Annotated in this window: 15 protein-coding genes; 5 read left to right on the forward strand and 10 right to left on the reverse strand. The window is 35.5% G+C overall.

Features of this window, described 5'->3' with window-relative positions:
- Nucleotides 1-229: 229 nt before the first annotated feature.
- The 4 genes from QME45_12520 to QME45_12535 all read left to right on the forward strand — a co-directional run bounded on the left by QME45_12520 (nucleotide 230) and on the right by QME45_12535 (nucleotide 5,009).
- A complete protein-coding gene (locus QME45_12520; protein ID MDI6619471.1) occupies nucleotides 230-778 on the forward strand; it encodes a hypothetical protein in 549 nt (182 codons plus the stop codon).
- Between the two features lie 176 nt (nucleotides 779-954).
- Nucleotides 955-1,821 carry a hypothetical protein gene (locus tag QME45_12525; GenBank protein ID MDI6619472.1) on the forward strand — a complete coding sequence of 289 codons (867 nt, stop codon included), beginning with the start codon at nucleotides 955-957 and terminating at the stop codon, nucleotides 1,819-1,821.
- Between the two features lie 93 nt (nucleotides 1,822-1,914).
- Nucleotides 1,915-3,735, forward strand: a complete 1,821-nt coding sequence (locus tag QME45_12530; protein MDI6619473.1) for a hypothetical protein — start codon at nucleotides 1,915-1,917, stop codon at nucleotides 3,733-3,735.
- A 200-nt stretch (nucleotides 3,736-3,935) separates the two neighbouring features.
- A complete protein-coding gene (locus QME45_12535) occupies nucleotides 3,936-5,009 on the forward strand; it encodes a tyrosine-type recombinase/integrase (protein ID MDI6619474.1) in 1,074 nt (357 codons plus the stop codon).
- Here QME45_12535 and QME45_12540 read toward each other — a convergent pair whose 3' ends face one another.
- Nucleotides 5,010-5,294 (reverse strand): LysM peptidoglycan-binding domain-containing protein, encoded by a 285-nt coding sequence (locus tag QME45_12540; GenBank protein MDI6619475.1) that lies wholly within the window; start codon nucleotides 5,292-5,294, stop codon nucleotides 5,010-5,012.
- 226 nt (nucleotides 5,295-5,520) lie between these two features.
- Between QME45_12540 and lexA the strand changes: the two genes are divergently transcribed.
- A complete protein-coding gene (lexA, locus tag QME45_12545) occupies nucleotides 5,521-6,141 on the forward strand; it encodes a transcriptional repressor LexA (protein MDI6619476.1) in 621 nt (206 codons plus the stop codon).
- Between the two features lie 34 nt (nucleotides 6,142-6,175).
- On the opposite strand, the gene QME45_12550 is transcribed toward lexA, so the two are convergent.
- The 9 genes from QME45_12550 to QME45_12590 form a co-directional block, all read right to left on the reverse strand.
- On the reverse strand, nucleotides 6,176-7,471 hold the full coding sequence (locus QME45_12550) for a methionine gamma-lyase family protein (GenBank protein ID MDI6619477.1): 1,296 nt from the start codon (nucleotides 7,469-7,471) through the stop codon (nucleotides 6,176-6,178).
- Between the two features lie 60 nt (nucleotides 7,472-7,531).
- Nucleotides 7,532-7,807 carry an RNA chaperone Hfq gene (gene hfq, locus QME45_12555; GenBank protein ID MDI6619478.1) on the reverse strand — a complete coding sequence of 92 codons (276 nt, stop codon included), beginning with the start codon at nucleotides 7,805-7,807 and terminating at the stop codon, nucleotides 7,532-7,534.
- A 35-nt stretch (nucleotides 7,808-7,842) separates the two neighbouring features.
- The gene (miaA, locus tag QME45_12560; protein MDI6619479.1) at nucleotides 7,843-8,787 is read right to left on the reverse strand and encodes a tRNA (adenosine(37)-N6)-dimethylallyltransferase MiaA; all 945 of its coding nucleotides are present in this window, start codon (nucleotides 8,785-8,787) and stop codon (nucleotides 7,843-7,845) included.
- Between the two features lie 11 nt (nucleotides 8,788-8,798).
- The gene (mutL, locus tag QME45_12565; GenBank protein ID MDI6619480.1) at nucleotides 8,799-10,598 is read right to left on the reverse strand and encodes a DNA mismatch repair endonuclease MutL; all 1,800 of its coding nucleotides are present in this window, start codon (nucleotides 10,596-10,598) and stop codon (nucleotides 8,799-8,801) included.
- 11 nt (nucleotides 10,599-10,609) lie between these two features.
- On the reverse strand, nucleotides 10,610-13,240 hold the full coding sequence (gene mutS / locus QME45_12570) for a DNA mismatch repair protein MutS (GenBank protein ID MDI6619481.1): 2,631 nt from the start codon (nucleotides 13,238-13,240) through the stop codon (nucleotides 10,610-10,612).
- A 12-nt stretch (nucleotides 13,241-13,252) separates the two neighbouring features.
- A complete protein-coding gene (gene miaB / locus QME45_12575; protein ID MDI6619482.1) occupies nucleotides 13,253-14,569 on the reverse strand; it encodes a tRNA (N6-isopentenyl adenosine(37)-C2)-methylthiotransferase MiaB in 1,317 nt (438 codons plus the stop codon).
- Between the two features lie 225 nt (nucleotides 14,570-14,794).
- Nucleotides 14,795-15,484, reverse strand: a complete 690-nt coding sequence (locus QME45_12580) for a PrsW family glutamic-type intramembrane protease (protein MDI6619483.1) — start codon at nucleotides 15,482-15,484, stop codon at nucleotides 14,795-14,797.
- A gap of 214 nt (nucleotides 15,485-15,698) precedes the next feature.
- A complete protein-coding gene (locus QME45_12585; GenBank protein MDI6619484.1) occupies nucleotides 15,699-15,941 on the reverse strand; it encodes a hypothetical protein in 243 nt (80 codons plus the stop codon).
- Between the two features lie 116 nt (nucleotides 15,942-16,057).
- Nucleotides 16,058-16,945 (reverse strand): GNAT family N-acetyltransferase, encoded by an 888-nt coding sequence (locus tag QME45_12590; GenBank protein ID MDI6619485.1) that lies wholly within the window; start codon nucleotides 16,943-16,945, stop codon nucleotides 16,058-16,060.
- Nucleotides 16,946-17,169: the final 224 nt, after the last annotated feature.

Here is a 17,169-nt window from a genome sequence, read left to right on the forward strand (position 1 = left end):
TACCATAATATTCCTTAATACCCTAAATAATCAGTTAGCACAACAGATTAAATTACTTTAAGATAAACTTCATAATAATTGCTATTACTTCTTATTTATTTAATGTTTATATATAAAAATAGCAAGTTATATGAAGAAATATAAAAAGGAAAAAATACAAAAAATTATAAAATTTTTGATAGTATATCAATATTTCGAGTACTACATAATAAAAGAGGAGGGTAAGTTAATGATAACGAAATCAAAAGCTTGGAAAATAATATTTTCAATGCTATTAATTATGATCCTTGTTATGAACGTTAATACAATACATGTATCTGCTAGTACAGTATATGCATGTCTTGATAACGATACTACTAGTAAAGGATTTGTTAATTATAAGCGTGGTGGTTGGGCTTATCTATCAACGTTGAACTATAATAGTCCTGGTTTTCAGCCATATTGGGGCGATGAGCGTCAGTATAATGGTATATACAGCTCTGATTATTACTATAGTTGGACTTCATATTCATCACATGTTAATGAGTTAACAGATATGAGAGTCTATTTATGGGATGACCAGCCGGTATCAATGGCTGATTATTATATATTAGATTCAAGTGGTCATTTTGCTTATATATCTAGCATTGACCAAAATACAGCTCAATATGGATGGAATAAATTATATTGGGAACATCCAATAATTCCAAATCAATATTTTGATATTATAGTTAAACCAGCTTTTGATGATTTCCGGCCAATTGCTGCAGATTGCATAGAAGTCTATTATACAAATTAATAAAGATTGTATGAAATGTATATAATTTATATATTAACATAAATTAGCATTAGATTTATAATTAGAATGAAATAATTAAATTTTATAGAGTGAGGGTTGCTTTGTAAATTATGAAAATCTAAGAATGAGTGAGATATTTAAAGAAAATTAAAGATTATAGAGGGAGAGTAAAAATAATGAAAAATAAAAAATTGTTAATACCAGTTTTATGTGTAGCACTAGCATTATTTGTTGCAGGTACATTATTATTAAAACCAGCTAAAGCTACAGATACAGCGCTTAAGCAAAAAGTACAAAATCTAATGGGGAACAGTATTGATAATTTTAGCAGTGCCGAAGGCAGTTTCGTTTTAAATACAAAAGTCGGGAAATCAACAATTGATTATAAAGTAAGACTAAAAGGTGTTCCTTCAGGTTATGAAGAAGCCAAAAGTCCTAATGGTACAACTACTGTTACTATATATGATGGAAATATAAATAAACTTGAAAAATATAATATTGAAAAAAAGGAATATACTAGTGTGAAAACTGCGACAGGAAATGTAAAAAGTGAAGTAAAAGAGCCAATACATGATAATGTACCATATAATGTAAAAGATAGATATTCCATGGAGGATAATGTGCCAGTTTATCAATATAGGAGTAATCCAGCATGCATGCAAATGTCACGTACTAGTCTTTTCCCGCAGGAAGCCATACTTGGATTCCTTAAGGATTACAATAAATGGGATATCACAAGCAGTGATAAATTATTGGGATATGATACTTACGTTATAACTGGTGATTTAGATAGTTATTACCATAAAAAACTTGGTACAAAATTTAAATGGTGGGTGGAAAAAAATACAGGTATTTTATTAAAAGAGGAAATATATGATAGTACCGGAAAAGTAACAGAATCATTGGAAACTACCTCTTTGAAGTTAAATACAAACATAGATGATAAAGTATTTACAAAGGCAGATAAATCAGAATATAAACTCGTGGACCCTCTTAAAGCAGCTGTTGAAGATACTACAAAAAACTTCCCGAATAAAAAATAAAGTCTGTAAGAACAGTCTCCTATAGTGAGAACATTATAGGAGGCTGTTTTAAATTAATGAGGTTATATTTTATTTAATGGAGATATATCATTAATGAAAAAAACGATTATAAAACTTATTTCATATACAGTTATATTTGTTTCCTTAGCAGCTATGACAATTGTAGTATTAAATATCAGACATACTGCTAATATAGCAGTAACAGATTCTGAAATCAAAAATCGTATGCTAACTTATAAGGAGGCCGAAAAATCAAAGGATTGGATATATGAAGGTCTAAATATTTTAACATATAATGGCATTCCTTATATGTTTTATAGCAACACCGGCTCTTTAGAAAGATTTAATTATACAAATAACTTAAATGATTACAAAAAATGTAAAAAAGTTGTCGATTTTATAACAGGATTAGCATGTATATCAACTTATATGGGTACTGGTGACGACAGGTATTTAAATATTGCTGAGAACACAGCCAAATTACTGGATAAAATCCTGCCTGATAATGGATTATTACCATATTACTCTTTAGATGATAAAAAAATCATTGATATTCATACCATATCTCCGGGGACCAATGGACAAGCAAGTGTTATAGAGTACATATCCTATCTTGCAAAAATTGATAAATCTTTTATTCCTTTATTGGATAGACTTGCTAATGGCCTCATAAAATATGGTCTTAACCAACAAAATAATCTTGCTTGGTTTCGTATAAATGACGTAACAGGCCAGCCGGTTAAAGATTCTGTTTTCAGCTATGAAAGCCAGCTTGGCAGCCAGAGCGTAAGTGTTGCTCAAGCCTTATTATTTGCTTATGATGTCAATAAAGATAAAACTGAATATAGGGATAAAGCTATTTCAATACTAAATTCTATTTGGAATACAAGAAACAAATCTACGAATCTAATCTCTGAAGTTTATGATGTTAGAAATAATAGAGTTGGGGAAATTCTTTATCCATACCAATATTTCAGATATGACGATATGGGTGGGGCTTATATACGCGGTTTAACTTTAGCTTATCAATTGACAAATGATAAACACATTAAAAACATAGCAAAATTATATATTAATGCTGTATTAAATGGAACATGGGATACACAGATAAACGGAGGTGCATTCAGATACGTAAGCAGTGTGGAGGGTAAACCTATTATGCAAACAGTTGGGATAATGCACGGATTATTTTTGGGGACTCTTCTGGAAGCAAATGATATTTTCTATAACGGACAAAATACAGATATACTAAATAAATGTATTATAAATGCGAATCATACAATCATAGACGATTTTGATGTTAAAAATCATATGATTCCCCATCAGCTTTATAAAACGGGTAAATATTATAAAAATGATAGTGACTCTGAACTTGGATATGCTGTGCTGCAGTATCCGGTAGGTTATGGCAGTCTTTCTAACGCAACAGGTGATAATAAATACAGAGATAAAGATAATACTATTATCAAGGTTTTGGTAAATAGATTTAAAAAAGGGGATAATATTAATTCTCCAAAGGGATTTGTAAATATATTAGAGACTCAGCCGCCTTATAATTACGAGATGGATTATTCTAAGCCTGTATGGATGGTTGAATCTCTTTATCTTCCATCATACTTGCTTTTTAACAGCATCCATCCAAGTAAAACTGTAAAAATCAACTGGTATAAAGGGACTAATCCAGGTGTTTTTGGTATTGTTTGCGATATGCCTTATTGGGATTTGGACAAAGTGCAGTTTAAAAACAAGATACTTACCCTTAATGAAGTCAATGGCAAGGGAGATATAGATTTGATTGATATGGGTTATATAATTAATAAGGTTTATGTTGACGGCAAATTGTATAATAATCATAATTTGACGATTGTACATACACTTTCAGGTACACACAGTTATAGGATAATCTTTCATTGAGTCACCTAAATTGGATTCTTAGTAAAAACTGAAGTTATGGTACCAAAACAGAGTAGGAGATCTTTTGACGACCGTTTTTGACGGCACAATACTATTCGTAAAACGCAGGTTTTACGAATAGTATTGATTTTTTTAACCCCCTATTGTATAATAAATACAAGATAATTGTTTTTTATCAATAAATTTTTGAGGTGATATTTATGCTTGCAGATACAACTTATCAGGAAGAATTAAAACAGCGCAGAACTTTAAAGTTAAGAGGATTGGTAGACAAATTGCCCAGACTGTGCAGACAGTATTTTATAGGCATTGAGCCTACGACCTCCGTTATGACAAGAATTGCTTACGCTTACGATCTTGGCATATTCTTTAACTACCTTCATGACTACAATGAATATTTCAAGCAAAAAAAATTACGCGATATCTCCATTAATGACCTTGAACGTGTAAGCTCAGATGATATTGAATTATTCCTTGAATATTTAAATCTATATACCAGGAGTGATACTAATAATCCTGATGTTTCATATGAGTATTCCAATAATAATAAAGGCAAAGCGAGAAAGTTATCTTCCATAAGGTCCTTATATAAATATTTTTATAAAAGGCATAAAATCAAGGTAGATCCCTCTTTATTCGTTGAAACCCCAAAGATTAAGCAAAAACCCATTATAAGGCTGGAGGTTGATGAGGTTGCAAATCTCCTCGATACTGTAGAATCCGGAGATAAACTTACGGATACACAGCTTAGATATCAGAAATACACACGCTTAAGGGACCTTGCAATACTGACTCTGTTTCTCGGAACAGGCATAAGAGTAAGCGAACTTGTAGGAATAAATATATCCGATATCGATTTTAAAATAAATGGTTTTAAGATCACCAGAAAAGGCGGAAACCAGGTTATATTATATTTCAGCAACGAGGTCAAAAATACTCTAATTGAATATCTGAAGGACAGAAATAAAATAAGGACAATATCAGGACACGAAGATGCGCTTTTTATCTCCCTTCAAAGGAAAAGAATAAGTGTTAGAACCGTAGAAAATCTGGTAAAAAAGTATACAAGAATAGTCACCAATTTAAAGAATATATCCCCTCACAAGCTCAGAAGCACATATGGTACCAATCTTTACAGGGAAACCGGTGATATATATCTTGTCGCAGATGTACTGGGGCACAAGGATGTTAACACTACTAAAAAGCACTATGCTGCCATCGACGATGAAAAAAGAAGAATGGCAGCAAAAGTTGTGAAGCTCAGGGAAGATTGATTACCTGTATAGTGCGGAAGGTATCTTTATCTTTTGACCCGGCATTATGTTTGAGGATTCCATATAATTTAATTTCTTGATGTCATATATAGCTTTTCTTATATCTATATTATCTGTACAATTATTTTTAACAATGCTCCAGAGGGTGTCGCCCTTTTCGACAGTTATTATTTTTACCGCCGGCACCCTCTTTGTGGCCCCTTTTGCTAAAATTACATTAACGGAAACTGTGACAAATATGATAAGCAATATGTATAAGAATTTCCTTTTAAAAAGTTTGCCCATTGCATATACCCCCATTTTTGCAGAACATGTGTTCGCCTTATTATCTTTATTTTAATAGAACATATGTTCTATGTCAAGCATATTATTTAAAAATCTTCTACTCGAACATAAGTTTGTCAATATATTTTCCATATGTTATAATGTATATAAATTATTTCCTTATGTCATGCTAAATATGACATGATTGGCATACGAAATATGACATGTGAAACTTGTGAGGTGCATTATGTTGGAAAGCAGTACTACTAAAAATAACAAACAAATACAAATACTTGAATTTATAAAAAAAGAAATAAATGATAAAGGTTATCCGCCTTCCGTAAGGGAGATAGGCGCAGCAGTCGGTTTGAGATCTACCTCCACCGTACATGGACATCTTGAAAGGCTTGAAAAAAAAGGTCTGATTAGAAGGGATGCTACAAAACCAAGAGCCATAGAGGTGCTGGATGAGTTTCAAAATAATAAAAAAGAAATGATTGATATACCTGTCGTAGGGAAAGTTAGAGCCGGTGAGCCGATTCTTGCGGTTGAAAACGTTGAGGATGTCGTTCCTTTGCCTATGGATTTTATAAGAACAAACAATCAGACATTTATATTGAAGGTACAGGGAGATAGCATGATTGAAGCCGGCATATTGGACGGCGATTATCTTATCGTCGAGCAAAGGAATACGGCAGAAAACGGAGAAATTGTTGTAGCTCTTATCGATGATAGCGCCACTGTAAAGACTTTTTACAAGGAAGATGGATATATAAGGCTTCAGCCTGAGAATTCCAGCATGTCACCTATTATTTCGAATGATGTTGTAATATTGGGAAAAGTTATAGGGCTTTTTAGAAAGATATAAATTAAAGCCACTTCAAATTTGAAGTGGCTTTAATTTATATCTTAATATACCCTTTATTATAAAGATTCTGCAGTGCTATAAGTATTCCGACCTTTGCGTGTTCGTATGTCAGTCCGCCTTGAAGATATGCTACATATGGAGGTCTTATGGGAGCATCTGCGCTCAATTCTATGGATGAACCCTGTATAAAGCCGCCTGCCGCCATTATAATCTTATCGCTATATCCAGGCATATCCCACGGCTCCGCATCAACAAACGAATCTACCGGAGAACCTTTTTGTATTCCCTGACAGAAAGATATCAACATATCTTTGTTATTGAACTTTATGGCTTGTATTATATCGCTTCGCGGGCTATCCGCTTTAGGGCTAACTTCAAACCCCAACATTTCAAATATCTTGGAGCAGAAAACAGCACCTTTCAATGCCTCAGACGTTATATGAGGCGCCAAAAACAAACCTTGATAAAACTGACGCATTACTCCAAATGTAGAACCGCATTCACGGCCTATTCCTGGGGCTGTAAGCCTGAAAGAAGCATTATTCACATATTTTGCCCTTCCAGCTACGTAGCCGCCTGTTGGAGCAATACCGCCTCCGGGATTTTTGATAAGAGACCCTGCAATAATATCGGCCCCTACTTCTGTCGGCTCATGTATATCTATAAACTCGCCATAGCAGTTATCCACAAAGCAGATTACATCATTTCGTATATCCTTTATAAATTTTATTATCTTGTCTAAATCTTTCAATCTTAAGGATGGTCTCCATCCATAGCCGGTGGATCTCTGTATTTCTATCATGCTGATAGATTTATCGCATTTTAGCAAAGCAGCTATTTTACCATAGTCGAATTTGCCTTCGGGTGTCAGGTCTATTTGCTTATAATTTATGCCATACTCTTTTAACGACCCCGGACTCTTCTTTATGCCGATTACATCTTCCAGAGTATCATAAGGTTTGCCTGTTATCGACAGCAGCGTGTCTCCCGGCCGTAAATTGCCAAATAAGGCCACCGATATAGCATGTGTGCCTGAAACAAAATGGGGCCTTACCAGACAGTCTTCAGCGCCAAATATATCGGCATACACCCTGTCAAGAGCATCCCTGCCTATATCTCCATATCCATATCCCGTTGTACATGTAAAATGTGCATCCGATATTCTATTCTTCTGAAAAGAGTTCAATACCTTATACTGGTTGTATTCCTTTATTTCATCTATTGCTTCAAACCTTTGCCTTATATCGCTTTCGGCATTTTCACATAACTCACATAACTTCTTATTTATGTGAAATGCATCCGTCAGATATTCTTTTGAACATGATAACATCTATACCACCCTCCAGTTGTCACAATGAATATTCTATCATAATAGGGCGGTTTATGGCAATTACTCCTCTGTTGTTTTTTCTTCTTCAGGAACGTCTTCTGATTCCGATTCTGACGTATTGAATAATACAGGCTTCTGCGGGGAAATCGTCGATACTGCATGTTTATATATCAATAGCTGCTTCCCTTCGCTGTCCAGTATTATGGTGAAGTTGTCAAACCCTTTTACGTATCCCTTAATTTGAAAGCCGTTTGCAAGATGTATGGATACAGGTATATGTCCCTTCCTTGCCTGATTTAGAAATACATCCTGTAGATTATTATTAACCTTGTTCATTATTATCACCCTCCGAAAATCTTTTATAATTATTTCTATACTAAATTGAGTTTTCCTGCAACATAGTCAGCAATATTTTGAACTATGGAATTCTCATCTGTAAAATCATCGACATCTATCCAGTAAATCAAATCCTCTCTTTTAAACCATGTAATCTGGCGCTTGGCAAAATGCCTCGTGCATTCTTTTAATTTATATACCGCATCATCTAAAGAGCATTCGCCGAATAAATATGGTATTATTTCCTTGTATCCAAGGCCCTGCATGGAAGTCAAATCTCTGCTGTATCCCATGTCTAAAAGTCTTTTAACCTCATCTACAAGTCCCTGTTCGATCATTTTATCTGCTCTTGAATTTATCCTTTCATAAAGTTTCTTTCTATCCATCATGAGCCCTACCACACAGGTGTCATATTCGCCCGGCGCAAGTTTTGTCTGGCTTCTATAATCAGGCATTGTTTTGCCCGTAAGCTTAAATACTTCAAGAGCCCTTATGACCCTTTTCAAATCATTTGCATGCAACCTTTTGAATGAATCAGGATCTTTGTCCTTCAGCATATTATGCACATATTCATTTCCGTAAAGCTTCGCGGCTTTCTGCAATTCTTCCCTGTAAGGCTTATCGCATACAACGCCTGCAAAATTCAGATTATGGGTAAGTGACTTGATATATAGCCCGGTGCCGCCTACCACTATAGGCAGCTTATGGCGGCTTAATATATCATCTATTTTTTCTCCTGCAAGCTTTCTGTATAAAGCTACCGAAAACTCTTCATCCGGATATACAACATCTATCAAATGATGCTTTATTCCCTGCATCTCATCTTTTGAAGGTTTTGCCGTGCCGATATCCATATACTTATAAACCTGCATGGAATCTGCAGAAATTATTTCTGCATTCAATAATCCGGCAAGCTGTATCGATATTTTTGTTTTTCCAACAGCCGTAGGCCCCAATATTATAACTAATGGCTTATCCAATTCGGCATCTCCTATTGTATCCTCTTAAACTTTTTCTCTAATTCTTTTTCCGTTATCTTGATTATCGTGGGCCTTCCATGGGGACATGTATATGGATTAGCAGCCTGTCTCAGCATTTTAACCAATCCTTCCATTTCTATGTTATTCAATTTATCGTTTGCTTTTACGGCGCTCCTGCAGGCCATCGTATATAATATGTTATCTATTGTGCTTTTAGCGGATGTATTTCCTCCGTTTGCTAAATCTAATATTTCCATAAATAGCTTTTTAAGCTGTGGTTCGCCGAATACTATCGGAACAGCACGCAGCATAACTGAATTATTGCCAAAAAAATCAACTTCAAAACCTATTTTTTTCATAATTTCCATATTTTCTTTTAATATCTCTATTTCTTGTGGTGTAAGCTCTATAACAAATGGAGTCAATAATTTTTGGGAATTAATACCTCCTCTTTCAAAAGAGGATTTGAACTTTTCAAACAATACCCTCTCATGGGCAGCATGCTGATCGATTATATATAATCCGTCCGGTCCCTGGGCAAGTATGTAGGTGCTATTGCATTGGCCTATTATTATAAGTGGCGGTATTAAATTTCTGCTTTCCGTACGCACTCCATCATCACGCACTTCCTCAGGAGCATTATCTGTTTTTTCACCGTCTTCAATTTTAAACTCCTCTACGGGCCTGTATACTTTGCTGTATTCATTCCGCTCCAGAGCAATATCATTGACTTTGCCTGTCTCCTTTGAACTTATATCCTCGTAAAACTTTTTTTGCTCAAATTTTTGAGGCATTTCCCTTTCCTGAAATTCAGGTATGATAACTTCCCCTGCCAGACCGTTTCTTATGGTATTAAATACCGCTGAAAATACCTCTCTCTCATCTTGAAACCTTACCTCTGCTTTAGTGGGATGTACGTTTACATCTACAAACTCCGGGCAAATCGAAATAAAAAGTATGCAAAATGCAAACTTATTTACCGGAAGATATGTTTTATAAGCATTCTCCACAGCCGCGCACAGCATCCTGTTCTGTATATATCTGTTGTTGACGAAGAATGTCTCAAAGTTTCTGTTGGACCTGGCTGATTCAGGCCTCCCTATATAACCTGCTATAGAGAGTATATTCCCTTTATATGATACATCTATTAATGAATCATGATATTCCTTGCCATAAAGTGAAAGTATCGTACTTTTCAAGTCATTATTGCCGGGCGTATTGAAAATCAACTTCTTATTATTTATATATTTAAAGGTTATCTCAGGCTTGGACAGAGAAAGCTTCAGCACAATATCAGATATCAGTGCAGCTTCCCGCGATTCCTTCTTTAAAAATTTCAGTCTTGCCGGTGTATTGAAAAATAAATTCCTGACGGTGATCGTTGTCCCGTCCGGGCAGCCCGTACTTCCTGCAAATTTATATATTCCACCGTGGATTTCTATTCTTGTACCGTACGTTTCCTGTTTCAGTTTAGTTTGCATATCGACGTGGGATACGGCGGCGATGCTTGCGAGTGCTTCTCCCCTGAACCCAAGGGTTTTGATGCTGCTTAAATCGTCTTCGCTGTTTATCTTGCTTGTAGCATGCCTTATAAATGAATTTTTGGCATCATCCATATCCATTCCGCTTCCGTTGTCGGAGACCCTTATAAAAGTAGTTCCGCCGTCTTTTATCTCTACGGTTATGGAATTTGCACCGGCATCAATCGAGTTTTCAACCAGTTCCTTTACAACCGAAGCCGGTCTTTCGACTACTTCACCCGCAGCTATTTTGTTTGAAATATTTTCCCCGAGAATATGTATTTTGCCCATTTTACCCACCTCTAATCTTTGAATTTAGCTTCTTTTATCAGCTTATCCAGCATATTAATGGCATCGATAGGTGTTATTTTAAGTATATCGATCTTTCTAAGTTTATCAATTATGCCGGAATTTCTCACCCCGAAAAAGTCCAACTGCATATAATTTTCTTTATCTGAATCTGCAGCAACCTCTTCCTTTATCTTATTGTTGTTTTCGTTACGCTTGTTTATGTCATTCTCTTCAAGTTTATCGGCTATGCTTCGAGCCCTTTTTATCACTTCATCCGGAAGGCCTGCAAGCTTCGCTACCTGTATTCCATAGCTTCTGTCCGCGCCGCCTCTCATAATCTTCCTCAGAAAAATAATATCGTCACCATGTTCTTTTACGGATATACAATAATTCTTTATCCCGCTTACCCTGCCTTCAAGTTCTGTTAATTCGTGATAATGTGTCGCAAATAGCGTCTTGGCACCTATTTTCGATTTATCGCTTATATATTCTATTACGGACCATGCTATGCTCAAACCGTCGTATGTGCTTGTTCCCCTTCCCACTTCGTCCAGGAGAATAAGGCTGTCTCTGGTTGAATTGTTCAGTATGTTTGCCACCTCAGACATCTCCACCATAAATGTGCTTTGCCCCGACGACAGGTCGTCAGATGCACCGATCCTTGTAAATATCTTATCTACTATTCCTATCTTTGCATAACTTGCAGGCACGAATGACCCGATCTGAGCCATTATGACTATTAAAGCGACCTGCCTCATATATGTGCTCTTGCCGGCCATATTAGGTCCGGTTATGATCGCTATCCTGTTTTGATCATTGTCCAGTATCGTATCGTTGGGAACGAACATGCCATAAGAGAGTGTTTTCTCGATGACAGGATGCCTTCCGTCTTTTATTGTTATGGTGCCGTCCTGTGTAATCTCAGGCTTCACATAATCGTTTTCACTCGCCGCATTTGAAAGGGAACAAAGCACATCTACAGTTGAAACCGCCCATGACGTATTCTGCATTCTTTCAATTTGAGAGCGAATCTTTTCCCTTATATCACAGAACAGATCATATTCTATCTGTACAACCTTATCCTCGGCTCCAAGTATGGTGGATTCCATTTCCTTAAGCTCGGGAGTAACATACCTTTCGGAATTTGCCAGAGTCTGCTTTCTTATATATCTGTCCTGAGGAACGAGATTCAAATTTGCTTTTGTGACTTCGATATAATATCCAAAAACCTTATTGTAACCGACCTTGAGGGATTTGATATTTGTACTTTCCCTCTCTTTTTCTTCAAGCTTAACGATCCAGTTTTTTCCCTCAACGGAAGCGGTCCTCAGCTTGTCGACAGTTTCATTGTATCCGCCTTTTATAATAAAACCATCTTTAATCGATACGGGAGGATCGTCTGCTATAGCTTTGTCTATTAAACTGTATATATCATCAAGCACATCCATTTTGTTGAAAACATCTTTAAGCATAGGTGATTTGCATTCGCTTATGCATTTTTTTAATCCTGGCAGCAGTGAAATCGATTGCTTTAGCGATATAAGATCCCTTGCATTTAAATTGCCATACACTATTTTGCCTATCAGTCTTTCTATATCATATATTCCCTTAAGCTTTTCCTTTAATACTTCTCTCATGTAGACATTATTTAAAAGCTCTTCTACAGCGGTTTGCCTGCGGACGATATCTTTTGAGGATATAAGGGGTTCTTCAACCCATCTTCGAAGCATCCTTGCCCCCATCGCCGTATATGTTTTATCGAGGACCCAGAGAAGAGAATATTTTTTTGAATTGTTTCTGATCGTCTCTGTTAGCTCCAAGTTTCTTCTCGTAGACAGATCGAGCATCATAAAATCACCTACGGAATAAACTTCCATGATGTTTATATGAGATAAATCGGTTTTCTGAGTTTCCTCTATATAACTTAAAAGGGCGCCGCAGGCACATATCCCGAATTTTAAATTGGTTTTCCTGTCAAAATTCTTAAACTGGCTGTACACTTTTTCACTGCATTTTTTATATTCAAACGCTTCATCGTCGTACGGGTTCAATGAAATATTGAACCTTTCATTTATATACTTGATATATTTTTGACTTTTGGAAAATTCGCTGTTGTATATTATTTCAGAAGGATTCAATCTTGCTATCTCATCTGCAAGTTTTTGCTCCCCTGCATAATTTATCTGAGTAACATGAAATTCCCCTGTGGATATGTCGCAATACGATATACCATAATTTTCTTTATTCACATATACGCATATTATATAATTGTTTTTATTTTCATCAAGCATATTCGTATCGGTAATTGTTCCGGGTGTAATTATCTTTATTATATCCCTTTTAACTATGCCTTTTGCTTTTGCCGGATCCTCCATCTGTTCGCATATGGCAACTTTATGGCCGTTTTCAACCAGCTTTTTGACATATGAATCGGCAGCGTGAAAAGGTATTCCGCACATAGGGGCTCTCTCATCCATTCCGCAATCCTTTCCGGTTAGGACAAGTCCGAGTTCTCTGGATGCATTAACTGCATCTTCAAAAAACATCTCATAAAAGTCACCTATTCTGAAAAAAAGTATACAGCTTTTGTATTTTTCTTTTATCTCGAGATACTGCTGCATCATAGGAGTTACATTAGCCATCATGATGCCCCCTTATTTTGCAATTTTGCCATTTAAAGACCATGTAAAGGCCTCTTCTATTTTAACATCTTCTATTTTTCCAAACAAATCATCGGCATTATAGCCTTCGAATGAAAAATTCACGAGTTTTCCCGTATCTGTTCTTCCCATAAGCTTGGTCCCATCGTTTTTGCTAATATCTTCAACCAGCACTCTTACAGTTTTGCCTTCATACTCCTTGTTTTTTTCAAGGGCTATGCTGTTTACAAGCTCAAGCAACCTGTTAAACCTTTCGTGTTTAACTCTTTCATCAACCTGCTCTTTCATTTTGAATGCAGGCGTACCTTCTCTTTTGGAGTAAAGGAAAGTAAATGCCGAATCAAATCTCACCCTTTTTACAACATCCAGCGTTTCCTCAAAATCTTCTTCAGTTTCACCGGGAAACCCTACGATTATATCGGTAGTAAGCGCTATGCCCGGTATTTCCGATTTCAATTTATCTGCAATCTTAAGATATTTTTCCTTTGAGTAGTTCCTGTTCATGAGCTTTAAAATCCTTGAGGAGCCTGATTGAAGTGGAAGATGCACATGCTTGCAAACCTTACTGCAGTTTTTGATCACATCGATAAGCTCATATGAGATATCCTTGGGATGGGATGTCATAAATCTAATCCTCTCTATCCCTTCGACATCGCTTAGCCTTGTCAAAAGTTTTGCAAAATCGATATCTTCATCAAGTCCCTTGCCGTAAGAATTGACATTTTGCCCGAGGAGGGTGATTTCCCTGTATCCTTCCTCCGAGAGATTGCTAACCTCTTTTATTATATCGGAAGGTTTTCTGCTCCTCTCCCTGCCCCTTACATACGGAACGATACAATAGGTGCAAAAATTATTGCAGCCGTACATAATCGTCACAAAAGCTTTTATTTTGCTTTCCCTCTTAATCGGAATGCCTTCTTCGATATTGTAATCCTCGCTTAAATCGATTATGGCATTTTGCGACTGCATCGCATTATTTAATAGCTGTGGAAATTTATGTATATTATGCGTTCCAAATATTAGATTCACAAAAGGATAGTTTTTCTTTATATTTTCAGCCATCCCCTTTTGCTGCATCATACATCCGCATACGGTAATCACAAGATCCGGTTTGCTTTTTTTTAAGTTTTTAAGTATTCCGAGGTTCCCATATACTTTTAATTCTGCATTTTCTCTTACACAGCATGTATTAAATACAATGATATCGGCATCCTCTTTATTGCCAGTGCTCTCATACCCCATGCTGTTTAGCATGCCGGCCATTTTTTCGGAATCCTCTTCATTCATCTGGCAGCCCCATGTCTCTATCATATATTTTTTCAATAGAAACACTTCCTCGCAATAAATATTCAATATTGTATATTATACAATATTGGTACAGTCGGCGCAAATATATTATATATTCAACATCTCAAATTGCGAATCGAAGATTCAATACGGCTGCATATTTTATATTTGAAAAATATTATTTCAATCGCCAAGCTCGAAGTATCTAGAGTCTGTAATATTCTTCAAATAATATTCATGCGGCGGATTTTAGCTTTTATCGTTTTCTAATTTTGAATCCCTTATATATTCGTTTAATCGAATCAGATTAATCCTCCACAAATATATTACGAATATTATAAAGACAAACAACAGGTATGTATACCTGCTCATCAGTATAAAATCATATGTACCGTGAAGTATTATCGGGACTAAGAGCGACTTTCTGAAATTCAATCTTCCGGCATTTTTATCAGCCGCAAATTTGGATAATGACAGATAATACCCCATTGTTATTCCGAAAAGCATGTGAGCGGGAACGGCAAATATTCCCCTTGTTATACCCGTATAAACAAAATTGGAAAACCCTCTTATAAGATACATGATATTCTCGACAGTAGCGAAACCGAGGGCTGAGAAAGCACAGTAAATAATACCATCCAGTTTTTCATTATAGCTTTTATCCATGCATGCAAGTTTGACAACGACAAACCTTTTAAAATATTCCTCAGTCAGCCCTGCCACAATAAATGCAGTATAGAGGACAGATAATATCCCCGGGAATATGTTAAATGATGAAAGAATTCTTTCTATAAAATATATGGGAACAGATGCAAGTGCTCCGAAGAAAAAGATTTTAAACAGAAGCCATGGAGGCTCCCTGTCGTATCTATCTTTTTGATAAATATATACCAATAATGCTATTGCCGGTGCCAATGCTATCAATATTGCAAGCTTCATTCACAACATCCTTTCATTCTCAATTCTGCAAAATGCTTTTTTACAGTAATAGCATTCCCAATTTATTTTTATATAACAGGGAAATAATGCATATTTTATCTTTGACATGCCCTAAGTAATTTCGGCTTTTGTTAACATGCGCATTTATTTTACAAGAAAAGCGAATAAAGGATGGGAAATATCGCTCCTTTATTCGCTTCAAATAAGGTATATTCTATGTTTGGTCCATACTGGTCAAAATAGTATCGATAATTTTGCATTTTCCGTTATCATAATGTACGCACATTGTGCAGTTTATGCCATTGTCTTCCACTTCGCTCGAATTCAGCATGCCATTGTCTGCAGGCGTAAAATGGTCGCACTGCATGGCAATTGATTTTAATTGTTCAATACTGTTCGTATTATCACCCCGGCTTATCTTATTCTTTGTTCGATTTATATGATTTAATTTTTTCATCTTTACAGTATTTTCCCCAACTCTATAAAAAATATTATAAACGCATCTAATAAGGTACATATTTTATATTTGAAAATATTATGGAAAGAACAATAAATAATATTTGTGCACTTAACCTAATATTTGAAAAGATAGCAGCACAGTGTGCTTACCTTATGAAATCCAAAACCCTTGTATAGATTATAGGCTTTTATGTTGCCGGCATTTACCATTACATATGCGTTATTGAAGCCCTTTCTTTTTATTATGCCCAGAGTATGATTCAAAAGCTCCTTCGCATGCCCTTGTTTCCTGTATTTCTTAACGATGCCGAAATTTACGATATATGGTTTTGGATTCGAGGATTTTTCTATAATTATCTGGGAATAACCTGCTGTGATCCCATCAATATTAAGGAAAAAGCACCCGTCATCAATAAAAAAATCCTGCTTTTCTTCATATAATATATCATTTACACTGCAGTCCACATGTTCATCGGAATCAGAAAAAATAGAATTTTGCACTTCTGCTCTTTTAAGTTCATCTATTCCCCTTTTAAAAGTTATGATCTTTGGATCATCCATATATATTTCCTTAAAATTGTTGAGATTTATTTGCATCTCGTACATTATCTTAATAGGCTTCAGGTCAAACAATGCCACCAGCTTCTTATCTCTTTTTCCCCTGGAAGCTAACTTGCAGTATTTGTATTTCTTTCTGAAAAAGCCTTTATTGATGGATTCAATCAGCATACAGTAATTTGAATAATTACAGTAGTCCTTTTCTATGAAAATATCATCGATGTCTATTACATTATTACCAAAAAAAGAATAAGATTTTGAGAATATTACATATCCCTTTAGCCTTTTATTTATGGACAGCAGATATATTTCAAAATTGTTAAAACTGTAAAAAGTTTTATCTTCGGTATTTTTCTTTTCTTCATCGAAATGAATCTTATGAGCTTTGCAATAAAGCTTATATAAATCCGACTCATATTTTTCTTTATACTTAAGTATACTCACATTAATCCACCAACTTCATTAGCAAGGTCTAAAACCCTTCCGCATTGTTTACGCCGTTCAAAGCAAAACCGGCTATTTCTAACTTCAATCCGCAGTTTGAAATCATGCATAAATAGGATTATGAATCAAAGTATTTCTAACTTCAATTCGTAATTTGAAACCAGGCCCGGGCATAAATAGGATTATGCTATTTTGAACAACGAATGAGCATTATGAAAGTTTTG

The sequence above is a fragment of the Clostridiales bacterium genome, from assembly GCA_030016385.1.
Taxonomy (GTDB): Bacteria; Bacillota; Clostridia; order Clostridiales; family Oxobacteraceae; genus JASEJN01.

Bases quoted from the DNA above. Each gene is read 5' to 3' on its own strand.
- QME45_12520 (MDI6619471.1), top strand. From the start codon at position 230: ATGATAACGAAATCAAAAGCTTGGAAAATAATATTTTCAATGCTATTA.
- QME45_12525 (MDI6619472.1), top strand. From the start codon at position 955: ATGAAAAATAAAAAATTGTTAATACCAGTTTTATGTGTAGCACTAGCA.
- QME45_12530 (MDI6619473.1), top strand. From the start codon at position 1,915: ATGAAAAAAACGATTATAAAACTTATTTCATATACAGTTATATTTGTT.
- QME45_12535 (MDI6619474.1), top strand. From the start codon at position 3,936: ATGCTTGCAGATACAACTTATCAGGAAGAATTAAAACAGCGCAGAACT.
- QME45_12540 (MDI6619475.1), bottom strand. From the start codon at position 5,294: ATGGGCAAACTTTTTAAAAGGAAATTCTTATACATATTGCTTATCATA.
- lexA (MDI6619476.1), top strand. From the start codon at position 5,521: ATGTTGGAAAGCAGTACTACTAAAAATAACAAACAAATACAAATACTT.
- QME45_12550 (MDI6619477.1), bottom strand. From the start codon at position 7,471: ATGTTATCATGTTCAAAAGAATATCTGACGGATGCATTTCACATAAAT.
- hfq (MDI6619478.1), bottom strand. From the start codon at position 7,807: ATGAACAAGGTTAATAATAATCTACAGGATGTATTTCTAAATCAGGCA.
- mutL (MDI6619480.1), bottom strand. From the start codon at position 10,598: ATGGGCAAAATACATATTCTCGGGGAAAATATTTCAAACAAAATAGCT.
- mutS (MDI6619481.1), bottom strand. From the start codon at position 13,240: ATGGCTAATGTAACTCCTATGATGCAGCAGTATCTCGAGATAAAAGAA.
- miaB (MDI6619482.1), bottom strand. From the start codon at position 14,569: ATGATAGAGACATGGGGCTGCCAGATGAATGAAGAGGATTCCGAAAAA.
- QME45_12580 (MDI6619483.1), bottom strand. From the start codon at position 15,484: ATGAAGCTTGCAATATTGATAGCATTGGCACCGGCAATAGCATTATTG.
- QME45_12585 (MDI6619484.1), bottom strand. From the start codon at position 15,941: ATGAAAAAATTAAATCATATAAATCGAACAAAGAATAAGATAAGCCGG.